The following is a 12,838-nucleotide window of genomic DNA, read 5'->3' on the forward strand; positions in this document are numbered from 1 at the left end:
AAATTAATAATTAAAAAATTTTTATTATGTCGTTTTTAACATCGTTGTCAGTAGCCGGAAAGGACTACAAAGTATTAAATGTAAGTTATGATTTAGCTCAAGAAACAGATGCTTCTGGGCGTCCATCTACAGTAACACGTGGTGGTAGAATCATGATCGAAGTAGAATCAACTGGTAGCACAGAATTGTTCGAATGGATGACCAATAATTTCGAAAGAAAAGATGGGTCAGTAAAATTCATCAAACGTGATTCGAATGCTACATTAAAAGAGTTGAAGTTTACAGAAGCTTACATGGTTAAGTACAAGGAGAACTTTGATCATAACAGTGCTACTCCGTTAACGGAAACTTTTATGATCTCAGCTCGTAGAATTTCGATGGGCGGAGGAGAATTTGATAATGCTTGGGTTTAATCCTTTGGACTTTATCAAACTTAATTAAGCTTGAATCTATTAAAGGAAGTCCATTAACTGGACTTCCTTTTTTTGTTTAATCTTTAAGATTTTGGCTTAATTCTTTCAGACTTGTTAAACTAGATTTTATATACACATAATTAAAAAATAATAAACATGAGTTTTTTAGCAAAATTAGAATTAGATAATGAAGTTTTTAATGTTTTAGAATTTGATGTAACCTTTGACCAAGGGACAGATAATAACGGAAAACCTGCAAATAAAACCAAAGGTGGACAAATTAGGCTGGTTGTTGAGAGCACACATACCGATTTATTTTCGGATTGGATGGTTTCGCACACTAGTATAAAAGATGGTAAAGTTATTTTTTACCGTAGAGACGCCATGAGTACCATGAAAAATGTAACTTTTAAGAAAGCGTATTGTATCTCTTTCCATGAAAGTTTTCGTAGCGAGGGTGCTAACCCTATGACTACAAAAATTCTTATTACATCCAATGAAATAAAAATTGGTAATACTGTATTTGAGAATAATTGGAAAAATTCTTAAAAATATACTTGTTTACTATGGCAGTTTAAAAAGTGCTAATAGAAAAAAATAGCTATCATACTTATTGGCAGATTGCCGTTTTAGATATGTATATCTGAATAAAAACAAGTATAAAATTTAGGTTATGAAAATAAACAAGGTACAGTGGTTTGAGAAATTAGCTTTCTTATTGCTTCTTTTGGCATCTATTGGATGTAAAAAAGAACCAAAGCAATGGAAAGAAAAATGTATCATATATAAAGATAGTTTATATAAAATTCCTTTGGATACAATCCTTTTATTCGAAAAAGATAGCAATTACGTAAAAAAAGATGGATATTATAGGGTGTTTTCCAGCTATAATACGGGTAATTATTTTGAGGGTAAAATTAAAAATCACAAAAAGGCTGGTTCATGGAAATTATACTTTGACGAGGCTTTGCGAAGCAAAGAAAATTATAATGATAAGGGAGAATTGGATGGTTATGCAATAGATTATGATCAGTCTAATGGCGATTTTGTTTCGGTTTACCATTTTATAAATGGAGAGCAAGAAGGAGTCCAAAAGGAATATCATTCAAATAACATTTTAGCCAGAGTGTATACATTACATAAGAGTTATAATTATAGAGATGAATATGTGTGTTACGACGAAAAAGGAAAAATTATTTATAAAGAGAATTTTGGAAAAGAAGGTACGGGCTATTATAAAGAATTTAAAAATGATACGATAATTAAAGAAGGAACAATATTAAAAGATAAGTATGTGGGAATGTATATTAATCGTGAATATTTATATGATGGCTCAGTAGCAATAGAACAAACTTTTTATAATAAAAATGGAGGTATGTATAAGGCAAAAAAATCTGGGAATTTAGAGTTTTATAAGTCGAAAGGAGATTCTATCGTTTATTATTATTTAAATAATAAAACCAGAATAACTACTTTTTTAAAAGGCAAAATTATTAAAAATGAGATATATAATGATACTCTTTTGTAATAAACTCTTAAAGAGTTAAGATTTGTTAATTGAATAAATAATATGATTTTATAGTAAAATAATATAGAATTATGGCAATAGAAAAAATAGCTAGTGCTGCTGAGAGGTTAGGTAATAATCCTGATATTATGAATAGTTATAGAGATTTTTATAATCTAAAAGAATATATTTTAACAAAAAATAAGGATTTGGGAGGATATCTTAAGCCATCTAAATTTCCTGCTGCCACATATTTTATTGAAGAATGGAAGAAGTATAGCCAAGCTCAGATGAAGTATTTACTTTATTTGGCAGATTTGAATGATAAAGAGATTAATCTAAAAAATTATTCAAAGTTTAAGAATGCTTATGAAAAGTGGCCTAATGGATATTACGTAATTTATTATGGTAAAAATGCGAAATGGGCCTGTAATTTATTTGTAGGTGAGGCATTACATATGGCTGGATATGAGCTGAGAAATGGAAACAAATACTATTCGGCAAAAGACATTTGGGAAGCTAAAGGGATTCTTAAAATAGTTGATAAAAAAGATGTAGAGAGAGGAGATATTGCGGCATTTGGAGGTAGTCATGTAGAGATTGTCACGAAAGTTAACAGAGGGCAAACATTCTTTGATGATGATTTTTGTTCTAGAGGTGCAGGTCGCGGGTCTTCAGATTTTGGCACAGAAAAATGTGAAGGTTTTGCTGGAAATAGTAGAGAAATTGATAATGAAAACATTCGATTTTTAACTATTAGAAAATAGTAAAACAAATTTAAAAAAGATTTTCTTTTATTGTAATTATATAAGTTAAATAAAAAATAGAGGAATTATAAATTATGGAACATATTGTAAAAAGAACACCTCGTTTAGATATTGATATTGACACCAAAAATAAAAGTATTCTAGTAATTCAACGCTGGAAATATAATTGGCTTGCAAATGGATTTCCTGAGTGGAGTTATAACGAGAAACAGAAAATGCATCAGGCTTTTGAAAAGGAAATGGATATAACATGGAATAGAAAAGCTAGATTAAAACCTGTGGGGAGTTCGCCCTTTGCAAAGAAACATAAGAATGATGTTTTTAGATTGTCTTTCGATATTAAATGGGTTGTTAGCGGTGAACATTGGAGTGTTGACATAAGTAAGGTTGCATCAAGAGATTTTACTAATAGACCAAATGTAGCATGGAATATTCGTAAAATAAAATTATATACGGTTGATATACAGAGCTTACACAAAGTAGGAGCTCCGAAAAGTGTATCCCAAAAAAATATATCTCATGAATTCGGACATGCTATTGGAAACAGTAGTTCAATTGTTAATATGCATGCTGATGAATATCGTGCTGGAGGTGCTTTCTATGACGATAAAGTTAGTATCATGAATGTGGGAATGGAATTAAGAACGAGACATTTCGATTATGTTCTTCGAGAGATACGTACTATGATGCCTAATACAAATTTTAATTTATCCTTATGAGAAAAATATATTTAGTATTAATTTTTTGCTTGGTTACTTTGATATGTTGTAAAGATAAACAAGGAAATGAGATTAAAGATAAAAAGAGTATGGTCACAAAGGAATATATTTCAAAAATCTCTTATGAAGAGGCGTTAAGTTACTACGGAGAACCATCTGAGGCAACTGTTTTTGAGAATGCTAAACAAAATGAAATTTTCCCAGGTATAAGAGCAGGAATAGGAAAATATTATAAAGGTGGAGTCAAAATAAGTATAAAAGAAGCTATATGGAATAAAAACGATTCTATACAAATTGCGGTATGGTACACTAAAAAACAAAATCAATGGATGCCTTTTGATAGCTTTGAATACAATAGACATACTGATTTTTAGAGAATAATAAGGTAAATTTTAATTCAACCTAGTTTTTAATAGAATATTAAAATTTAATAAATAAACATCCAAAATATTTGAAAAGCATTTTGATTTCCGATTAATTTTTGATTTTAATTCATAACTAGAATAAACTAAAAAAAAGAAATAATGGCATTACAAACAATCACAATAATAAAAATAGGCGAAACAATAATTAAGAATTTTAGCCATTTGCAGATAAATCAGGAAATTCATGACCATCATACTTTTTCGGTAGAAGTACGTCATGATATATTGGTAAACCAATTACAAAGCGTAATGCCTATTTCTCAAAAATTGATAGGAGAAAAAATAAGCATTGAGATAAAAGCAATACCAGATTTAGACGATCTTATGGTTGTAACAAATCCTAAGGACTATATCATGCAGTTTTATGGAATTGTTACCGAGATTAGTATGCAAAAATCCCGTGTTAGGGATATGGAAGAAACTATAATGATACAAGGAAAAAGTGTCTCTATAGGTATGGATTGTGGTCCCGAATCGAATTCATTTACAAAAATGACGATTGAGGATATTGTTAATAAGGTAAAATCAGATTATGAAATCGATATGGATGTAAGCCCATATCATAAAGATAATTTGGCTTATACAGTGCAGTATAACGAAAGTGATTTTGATTTTCTAAATCGTTTGGCAATGCGTTACGGGCAATGGTTTTATTACAACGGCCGTACAATGGTTTTTGGAAGTCCGGGAAGCCCTGGAGGAGAACCAAAACTTGTTTATGGAGTTAATATGCAAAACTTTAGTTATGACATAAAGTTAGCTCCTACCTTGTTTAAAACCATAGAAAATGACAATCGTAAAGGAGATCATTTCCCTGATAGTACAGCTAAATTTGGAAATGAAGTAGATGGGTTTCATCAAAATTTTATAAATAAATCCAATCAGGTTTTTAATAAAGAGACCGTGATACAACTTAACCAAAATGGAGTAGGTGGAGATGGTAAAAATGCTTCTGAAGAGTATGCTAAAAACAAGATGCGTTCTGCTTTGGGTGGGATGATGAAGATAGAAGCTTCTAGTGAAGTTCCAGGAATTACATTAGGGAATACGGTAAGAATAAGTGGTGTCGATGTACAACTTGAGAGTTCTTATAGAGTGACTCAAATAACACATACTTGTGATGACGGAGGAGGGTATGAAAATTATTTTACTGCAATAAATTTTAGTGGAGCTGTATTCTCACCAAGAACTGATCCGGATTTAATCCCACGTTGTGAGAGTCAGTCGGCAATAATCATATCTAATGATGATCCCGATGGACTTGGTGGTGTAAAAATACAAATGCCGTGGCAAGAAGCCAAAGGAGAAACAACTCCTTTTATTCCTATGATTCAACCACACGGAGGTAGTGATAAAGGTTTTTATTTTATTCCTGAAGTAGGCGAAAAAGTCTTTGTAGATTTTCAGGCTAGTAACGCCGAAATGCCAGTGGTGGTAGGAACAATGTCTAACAGAAGTGCCAAAAGCGGTTATAGTACTCCAAATAACGATATGAAAGTGATGCATAGTCGCTCTGGGACAAAAATGGCTTTTAATGATGCAGAGGGAAGTATTTTAATCGAAGACCCAAGCGGAAATACTTATGTTATGGATGGAAAAGGGAACATTAATGTAACTGCACCAAAGAACATGACTTTTAATGTAGGCGAAGATTTTACTATTAATGTAGGTAAAAATATGACAACCCAAGTAGGCGAAGATAAAACTACAGACATAGGTAAAAATAAATCGACAACTGTAACAGAAAAAATAAGTTTACAAGCTCAAGAGTATAAGCAAAATATTAAGAAGAATAAAACTATAGCTATAGGTGGTGACTTAAATGAAACTACTAAAACAACAACTCATAACGCAACAGGGGGAGATATATTGATAAAAAGTTCCGGTATTTCAAGGTTGTTGGGTTCTAAAGATGCCAAAGTAAATAAAGGATAAATGATAAGAGGAAATATAAAAAAACTTTTAGATATTTATATGAAAATTTGGCGATCTATTTTTGATTACGGCCACTTATTATCTCGAAGTCACTTTTGGTTATTTATTATTGTCAATTTTATTAGCATTTTTGTTATTCTTGAAATTTGCGAATTTTTAGAAAACAATGATTTTACAGGATTATTTTATTGGTTGTTTATATTATCAACAATTAATGCAGGAATACAAAGAATGAATGATATAAAGAAACCGAGATACTATTTATTTGTACCATTATACAATATTTTTTTATTGTTACAAAAGGGAGTCGTCAATGAGGAAGAACCTAAAACTCATGTAAGTGGGTTTGATCTTATAAAAATATTTTTATATTCAATCCTCATTTGGGTGTTAAATGTAATTTTAGTTGTTGCTTTATATGATTCATATTCAATGAATGATATTGTATTAGTACCAATGTTTTCAGGTTTTTGGACGCTATTATTTTTAATAATTTTTGTAATACAAGTTGATCACTTTAAAAAAGAGATATCAAATAAAAACTTATTTACTTACTTTCTTCAATTTATTCTTTCTAGTTCAATTATTACATTATTAATTATTACGCAAAGTTGGAATAGAAATTAAAAAAATATTATTTGTATAGAATTGACTTAGTCTTTAATTATTTGAGAAATATTAGAATATGAAAATATTAAAAAATCTTACAACATCAATATTCTGTTTACTAATTATAGTAGCGTTGTTAACAACATTAACTAGCTCTTGCCAGCATAAAAAACAAGATAAAGAAATGAATGAACCAAAATTTGAATACGAGGGTAATATTTGTAGTCCATTAGGTTACCCAATAGATGTTTATGAAGGTGGTTTAGAATCATCATCTGGATCTACAAGTTTATATTTAGGAGTGACTACTGGTAGGTGGGGAAGTAATGGTGGAGGAATGAGTCATAGCGAAAAAGCAGTACCAAAACGTCTTAATGTTACTTGGTTAGCATATGCCGAGGATACATTTTATACAATAGATTGTGATATAGATTATGACAAAATGCTACGATTGTTCAAAGAAGGTTATCAAGATAGAATGTGGTTTTTGAATGACGGAAGATACCAAACTGATACTTTTAATGCTATTGTAGTAGGTTTTGCTCCTGGAGGTGTAGTTGTAATATGGCTTAATGGTGCGGGAATGCAGGTAGAAATAGGACGTTATCAAGGAAAAAAAATTGTAATTCCGCAAAGCGAGATAGGTGGCCTTGACAATCATGAGCGCTTATTATTTGATCCTGAATACCGTAAAGAAACGATGCTAAATAAGGAAATTGTACCTATAGAGATTCAAGAAGCTAATAAAAATAAGCCTATCCCTTATGGGCTTTGGGATAGTTACAGAAAACGCTACTCTTGGAGACCTATTTTTACACAAAACACTTTTGGAGATTCTACGATGACAGTAATATTTACTAGATTAGATATGTTTAATGGAGAGTTCGGATCTTTGTTTGACCAATCTTTAGTTGATAATGAATTTATAAAACAAGCTGTACCAAAACGAGTAAATTTTGGATGGAAAGACAAAAAGGGGCAAGTTTATTCAGGGACACTAAATTTTGATGAAAAAGAAATATTTGACGCCTATAAAGAAATCTATAAAGAGGATGATGAGGCTCTAGCTGAATTAGTATTTCAAATAAATATTCCAAATACTTTTATTACAGTAATGCTAAAAAGCAAGGATAAAGAGGTTCATATCAATAAAGGAACAAAAGTTGAAGTTTTTAAATCGGATAGAAAATTTTAAGCCATGGGTAAATCATTTGTTTATAATACAGGTACAAGCGAAGATGTAATTCCTAAAAAGTACGAAGAACTAACATTTGGTCTTTTTTTTGATGGAACATTGAACAATCTTGAAAATACAAAACTCCGTAAAAAGTATCGTGATGAGGGATTTATGAATAATGAAAAAAAAGATGATTATACTTTTGATGAAGCTGGAGAAAAAGCGCGAAAATCAGCTCGTGATGCTGAAGATGATAACTATAGCGATAGTAGTGGTTTTAGTGATGAGAAAAGGAAATATCTAGAAGCAGCTCATCGAAATGGTATTATGGATATTTTTACAAAAGGAGCAAAGGCCTTAGATAAAATGGGAGTCGATAACAGTTTTGGTAACGATTATACAAATGTAGCCCGTATGTCGTTGTGTTGCAAAAACGATTATAAAATATATATAGAGGGTATGGGGACCAATGATAATGCTCGTGATGTCGATCAAGGTTTCCAGTACGGATCGGGTAATACTGGTATTAGAGCTAAAGTAAGGAAGGCATGTGAATTATTGGCTAAAAAAATTAAGAAAGTAAGCGATGATGATGGTAATAAAATTGTAACCCAAGTTACAGTTGATGTATTTGGTTTTAGTCGTGGAGCAGCATCGGCACGAAATTTTGTATATGAAATAACTGAGAAGGCTCCTTTGGTATTAGTAAAAACGGGTGAATACGATGAAGATAAAATATTTAAGGATAGTAGTAAGATAAGAGAATCGCGAAAGCAGCAGGATGTTATTGACAAGCCTCGTTATGTTGAGTTTGGTCGCGATAGTGGAATTCCTGCTATGCCATCCGGAGGTCTTAAAGCCTTGCCTAAAAAAAATATGAAACCCATATACGGAAAAGGAGATAGTGATGGTAAACCTGTTGATCCATCCTTAATAAAAAATGGGAAAATGCCAGAAATGGGACATTTAGGCTATTCATTACTTAAGTTAGGATTAAAACCTGAATTGTTAGATGAACTCAGAATTATAGTTCGATTTGTAGGGCTTTATGACACGGTATCCTCTTATGAGGAAGATGGAGATGGAACATTAAAAGAAGAAGATGGTGGTACACTTCTGAAAGGTGCTGGACATCTATATAAAAGTAAGTTTAAAGACGATGTATTACAGTTACAGCTTAATAAATTAGATGCTGCTCAAAAAATAGTTCATTTTACTGCAAAAGATGAACATAGGGAAAATTTTGATTTAACAAGAGTACCTCAAAATGGTTGTGTAATAGAAAAAAACCTACCAGGTGTACATTGTGATATAGGCGGGGCTTATGAAAATGGAGAAGAAGTAGTTGATGAGCTTGAAACAACGAATCACTTTGATCCTAATATTTTTTTAAATTTTAAAGGGTACTTAATAAAAAATTATTGGTATAAAGAAGAACAATTATCTGAAGGATGGGGTTTTTTATATAATAAATTAACTGGTACCCGAATGTTAAGAAAGGAATACAGTTATATTCCGTTACATTTTATGGAAGTTTTTTTTAAGGAACTTACCGAAGAAAGACATATGTCTAGAAGTGTGGTTGGCGATTATCCTATTAATAATGATGGTATTCTTGAGGATACTAAGACACACTTAGAAAAGTATGTTTTTAATAAGGGAGGAGTAGAATGGGAGTTTATAGATGATGAGAAAGTTAAATTAATAGAAACTAATGAGAAAATTGATAAGCGAATAAAAGAAGGTAGATTGAACGAATTGGAACAAGAGCCTAGATATGATAACTTAAATCCAAATGACTATAAACCAAAAATAAGGTTGGACTTGGAAAAAATCCCAGGATTAGCCACAGAGCCTGCAGATAAATGGGAAGGTCTAAGTGATCAAACTTTATTACGAATATTGCGAAACGGATATTTTCATTGGTCAGCCAATAAAGATTGGTTGGGTATGGATCCAACAGATAGTAGAATACGAGAAGAGCATTAAAGATTTTGAATATGATACCGAAAATATATTTTTTGGAAGAGTACAACTTAGAACCAGTTTTGAATAAAAAACAACCTTATAGATTTGAAACAACAACAATTGATTTTTCCAATAAAAATTATTTTGAGCAGAAATCACTTATCCGTGAGGTGCGATTTACTTATTATGGAAAAAGAAAAGAGTTGTTTGTTTTTAAGGCATTTATAAGTAAAGTTATGATGTTTTTTAATCAAAAAGAGCAAGATGATAAGTTATTAAGAGAAGATGTTTTTGCATTTGGTAATCTAGAATTAGGTATAAATGGTAAAGGTGAAATTGCAAAAGTTTATAACCTTCGGGAAGCACAGCATCGATGGGAAAGAAGAAAACTAGAATTAAGAAAAGATAATTCAGGGTATGAATTGGATTCTTTTTTTAATGAAATTTCTAATATTTTGGACGATGAAACAAAAATGCTTTTCTTTTTAAATTCTAAAAATATGTATGGTTTATATTTCCATGGGTTGTTCGGGAAAAATGATATAAATGAAGCACCTAAAAAACGAATAGCTACTATTTTAGAGTTTGATGATGTTACAGTTATTGAAAAAATTTGGACTGATAAAAGAGTGCCTAGATTTATAATTAGAGCAGAAGAGGACGATGGCGAATTTAAAAGCATTATTTCAAGCAATGATGTAATAAATAGATATGAAGGCGAACTGATTTATAATAAAGAGAATCAATTGCAGGAAGGTTATCTAGAAATAGAAAACGAAAATATAAACATAAAACATAGTGTAGTATGGGTTGGTTAGATAATATTTTTGGAGGGCTGAGTATGCCTGATTATGATAAAATGTTAAAGGAACGTCTTGAAAAAGAACAAAAGAAAGAGGATGAAATCTTTGACATGAGCAAAAACATTGGTCAGATTAAAGAACGTGTAGAAGAAGATAGTATTACACATAGGATGGCGCAAGATTCTGAGGATGATATAAAAGAAGAAGAAGAAAGGAAAGAAGAAGAAAAAGCAGCAGATAACTTAAAAATTGTTATCGATACAGCAAAGCTGCAATGCGATTTGTGTACTAATCCTAAAGGAGACCTTAAAGTAAATTTTGATACTCCCACGATACAAGACAAAAAAATTGCCACTGTAAAAGAGAAAGATATGAAGAGTCTTATTTTTAAAGGTAATTGCAAGAAAAGCCCACAGAGTGCCAGTCCTTGTGCCTCGGTAATGCAATTGGGAGATTGGAAAGATGTTGGAACGATAAAAGTTCAGGAACAATTTCCTTTGCTGCTTAAAAGTACCATAAAATGTAATTATGGTGGTGTCGATATAAAAATTACCGATAGTGCACAACGTAATGAGCCATCGGATATTGAAGCAGTGCCAAAAGAAGCAAAAAAGAAGAAAATTCTTAGTGCAGTTTGGATGTGTGCAGAAATGAAACAAGAAATTGAAAAGGCTAGTGTTGGTGAAAAAGTAAGCATTTTTGTGACAACAAAAAATTATGAAGAGGGAGAAGAAATATCTTTAGAAATATCGGAGATTGATGATAAAGATTTGACAAAAGGAGTAAAAAAAATAAAAGTTACAGGAAAAATAACGGCAGATGGTACTGCTGAATTGCGAGAAGAATTAGAAATTGAACATGTTTAAAAATAATTTAAAATGGCTACAAGAACATATCAAATTTCAGGTGCTAAAGGTTTTAAAGGAGGAAAAAAACGAATACTTACACTGGTCTGTAAAAGCGAATAAATTTGGTCTTGAAACCCGCGAAAGTCAAGCACCATTAAAAGAAAGGAGCATTAGAACAAAACACCATGGATAAAATAAAAAAAATAGCATCATATTGTACTTTATTAGCTGTTGTTTTTACCCAATTAATTAGTTGCCAAATGAAAAAAGAATTACCGCAATTTCATGTTGAGATGTGCCATCCTGAAAGTAAATATAGAATAGAACCTGTTTATGATAAAATAAAAACTTTAGAAGGGAATTCTGCTTCGTTCCCGTATGGAGGTTCTTCAGGTGAATGGGGTAGTTCTCATAAGTCTTGGACAGAACAGTATGGTACACCTATTGGAGCTGATATTACCTATTATGTAGGATATGAAGATACTTTTTATCGCTTAAATGTAGATTTTCCAGTGGAAACGATGGAGGATTTAACTAAAAGATTTTATGCTAATAATGAAGATTTAGAATATGACGAAGATTTAAAGGAGTATGTATATGAGCGCAAACCGAATCAATATAGAACTTATACTGAGTTTAGAGACCTTGTTTTTGGCTTTGCTCCAAAAGGAATAGTTGTGGTTTGGTTGCGGTATGGAGCTACCCAAAAAGAACTGGGACGTTACCAAGCGGATGTAGTAAAAGACGACGCTGCTTTGGAAAAAAAGTTATTTGCATCATGGTCAATGAATCGAAAACAAGTGCATGAAAATTATTTCAATCCAGATGCAAGCCCTGAAAAATGGGATAATTATCGTAGGAGATACGTTTGGCGACCTATAATAACTTCTACAAAGCCAAATTTCAAACTTTTTGAGGTAATGACTGGGTATTTTAATGCTGAATCTGAAATTGCAGTTCGACCTATATCATTAAATCCTGCTAAGCGAGAAAGGGCTATTCCAAAGGCTATAACTTTTTTTTGGGAAACAGGTAAAGGGGAAAAATTTGAGGGTAGAGCTTTTTTTGATTGGCAAAAAACTAACGAACAGTTTAAAAATGAGGGTACGGGAGATAATGAAATCCAAATAAAAATAAGTGATGACAATAGTGGTTTTGAGGTATTCTTAAATAATGAAACTTTGGAAACTGTCAATAAAAGAGTGTATTTAAGCAATCAAGAATTTAAAGAATCTTATAAGTAATTTTTGCATAAAAGCAAAAAACATATAACTAATGACGATGAAAAAGAGATTAAGTTTTTAAGTATAGTATGCTTTTTGGATGTGTGCAGAAATGAAACAAGAAATTGAAAAGGCTAGTGTTGGTGAAAAAGTAAGCATTTTTGTGACAACAAAAAATTATGAAGAGGGAGAAGAAATATCTTTAGAAATATCTGAGATTGATGATAAAGATTTGACAAAAGGAGTAAAAAAAATAAAAGTTACAGGAAAAATAACGGCAGATGGTACTGCTGAATTGCGAGAAGAATTAGAAATTGAACATGTTTAAAAATAATTTAAAATGGCTACAAGAACATATCAAATTTCAGGTGCTAAAGGTTTTAAAGGAGGAAAATTACAGGTTAATGCTTTGAAACAATATATTTTAGTTGCTGGGATAGATTA

14 protein-coding genes are annotated in these 12,838 nt (G+C 31.3%); all 14 read left to right on the top strand.

What is annotated here, in order from left to right; translation table 11 throughout:
* Positions 1 to 26 precede the first annotated feature (26 nt).
* The 14 genes from tssD (B8T70_RS21255) to B8T70_RS21325 all read left to right on the top strand — a co-directional run bounded on the left by tssD (B8T70_RS21255) (position 27) and on the right by B8T70_RS21325 (position 12,722).
* Complete coding sequence (gene tssD / locus B8T70_RS21255; RefSeq protein ID WP_035627552.1) at positions 27 to 413, top strand: type VI secretion system tube protein TssD; 387 nt, start codon at positions 27 to 29, stop codon at positions 411 to 413.
* A gap of 156 nt (positions 414 to 569) precedes the next feature.
* Positions 570 to 962, top strand: coding sequence for a type VI secretion system tube protein TssD (tssD, locus tag B8T70_RS21260; RefSeq protein ID WP_086896140.1), 393 nt, complete (start codon positions 570 to 572; stop codon positions 960 to 962).
* A 124-nt stretch (positions 963 to 1,086) separates the two neighbouring features.
* A complete protein-coding gene (locus B8T70_RS21265) occupies positions 1,087 to 1,941 on the top strand; it encodes a hypothetical protein (protein ID WP_086896141.1) in 855 nt (284 codons plus the stop codon).
* 71 nt (positions 1,942 to 2,012) lie between these two features.
* Complete coding sequence (locus B8T70_RS21270; RefSeq protein ID WP_086896142.1) at positions 2,013 to 2,687, top strand: hypothetical protein; 675 nt, start codon at positions 2,013 to 2,015, stop codon at positions 2,685 to 2,687.
* A gap of 74 nt (positions 2,688 to 2,761) precedes the next feature.
* On the top strand, positions 2,762 to 3,406 hold the full coding sequence (locus B8T70_RS21275) for a hypothetical protein (RefSeq protein ID WP_086896143.1): 645 nt from the start codon (positions 2,762 to 2,764) through the stop codon (positions 3,404 to 3,406).
* An 89-nt stretch (positions 3,407 to 3,495) separates the two neighbouring features.
* Positions 3,496 to 3,780, top strand: coding sequence for a hypothetical protein (locus B8T70_RS21280; RefSeq protein ID WP_165763239.1), 285 nt, complete (start codon positions 3,496 to 3,498; stop codon positions 3,778 to 3,780).
* A gap of 150 nt (positions 3,781 to 3,930) precedes the next feature.
* The gene (locus B8T70_RS21285) at positions 3,931 to 5,766 is read left to right on the top strand and encodes a type VI secretion system Vgr family protein (protein WP_086896145.1); all 1,836 of its coding nucleotides are present in this window, start codon (positions 3,931 to 3,933) and stop codon (positions 5,764 to 5,766) included.
* A complete protein-coding gene (locus tag B8T70_RS21290) occupies positions 5,767 to 6,393 on the top strand; it encodes a hypothetical protein (protein ID WP_086896146.1) in 627 nt (208 codons plus the stop codon).
* Positions 6,394 to 6,451: 58 nt separating this feature from the next.
* A complete protein-coding gene (locus B8T70_RS21295; protein WP_086896147.1) occupies positions 6,452 to 7,570 on the top strand; it encodes a DUF2931 family protein in 1,119 nt (372 codons plus the stop codon).
* Positions 7,571 to 7,573: 3 nt separating this feature from the next.
* Positions 7,574 to 9,541: a phospholipase effector Tle1 domain-containing protein gene (locus B8T70_RS21300; protein ID WP_086896148.1), complete on the top strand. Its 1,968-nt coding sequence runs from the start codon at positions 7,574 to 7,576 to the stop codon at positions 9,539 to 9,541.
* Positions 9,542 to 9,600: 59 nt separating this feature from the next.
* Complete coding sequence (locus B8T70_RS21305) at positions 9,601 to 10,338, top strand: hypothetical protein (protein WP_123912142.1); 738 nt, start codon at positions 9,601 to 9,603, stop codon at positions 10,336 to 10,338.
* The gene (locus B8T70_RS21310) at positions 10,326 to 11,189 is read left to right on the top strand and encodes a DUF4280 domain-containing protein (protein WP_086896150.1); all 864 of its coding nucleotides are present in this window, start codon (positions 10,326 to 10,328) and stop codon (positions 11,187 to 11,189) included. Before B8T70_RS21305 ends, B8T70_RS21310 begins: the two co-directional genes overlap by 13 nt.
* Before the next feature lie 167 nt (positions 11,190 to 11,356).
* Positions 11,357 to 12,415, top strand: a complete 1,059-nt coding sequence (locus B8T70_RS21320; RefSeq protein ID WP_086896152.1) for a DUF2931 family protein — start codon at positions 11,357 to 11,359, stop codon at positions 12,413 to 12,415.
* Between the two features lie 91 nt (positions 12,416 to 12,506).
* Positions 12,507 to 12,722, top strand: coding sequence for a hypothetical protein (locus B8T70_RS21325; RefSeq protein WP_123912143.1), 216 nt, complete (start codon positions 12,507 to 12,509; stop codon positions 12,720 to 12,722).
* Positions 12,723 to 12,838: the final 116 nt, after the last annotated feature.

This window comes from Flavobacterium sp. AJR (assembly GCF_002156885.1).
Classification (GTDB): Bacteria; Bacteroidota; Bacteroidia; order Flavobacteriales; family Flavobacteriaceae; genus Flavobacterium.

Bases quoted from the DNA above. Each gene is read 5' to 3' on its own strand.
- tssD (WP_035627552.1), top strand. From the start codon at position 27: ATGTCGTTTTTAACATCGTTGTCAGTAGCCGGAAAGGACTACAAAGTA.
- tssD (WP_086896140.1), top strand. From the start codon at position 570: ATGAGTTTTTTAGCAAAATTAGAATTAGATAATGAAGTTTTTAATGTT.
- B8T70_RS21265 (WP_086896141.1), top strand. From the start codon at position 1,087: ATGAAAATAAACAAGGTACAGTGGTTTGAGAAATTAGCTTTCTTATTG.
- B8T70_RS21270 (WP_086896142.1), top strand. From the start codon at position 2,013: ATGGCAATAGAAAAAATAGCTAGTGCTGCTGAGAGGTTAGGTAATAAT.
- B8T70_RS21275 (WP_086896143.1), top strand. From the start codon at position 2,762: ATGGAACATATTGTAAAAAGAACACCTCGTTTAGATATTGATATTGAC.
- B8T70_RS21280 (WP_165763239.1), top strand. From the start codon at position 3,496: ATGGTCACAAAGGAATATATTTCAAAAATCTCTTATGAAGAGGCGTTA.
- B8T70_RS21285 (WP_086896145.1), top strand. From the start codon at position 3,931: ATGGCATTACAAACAATCACAATAATAAAAATAGGCGAAACAATAATT.
- B8T70_RS21290 (WP_086896146.1), top strand. From the start codon at position 5,767: ATGATAAGAGGAAATATAAAAAAACTTTTAGATATTTATATGAAAATT.
- B8T70_RS21295 (WP_086896147.1), top strand. From the start codon at position 6,452: ATGAAAATATTAAAAAATCTTACAACATCAATATTCTGTTTACTAATT.
- B8T70_RS21300 (WP_086896148.1), top strand. From the start codon at position 7,574: ATGGGTAAATCATTTGTTTATAATACAGGTACAAGCGAAGATGTAATT.
- B8T70_RS21310 (WP_086896150.1), top strand. From the start codon at position 10,326: ATGGGTTGGTTAGATAATATTTTTGGAGGGCTGAGTATGCCTGATTAT.
- B8T70_RS21320 (WP_086896152.1), top strand. From the start codon at position 11,357: ATGGATAAAATAAAAAAAATAGCATCATATTGTACTTTATTAGCTGTT.
- B8T70_RS21325 (WP_123912143.1), top strand. From the start codon at position 12,507: ATGAAACAAGAAATTGAAAAGGCTAGTGTTGGTGAAAAAGTAAGCATT.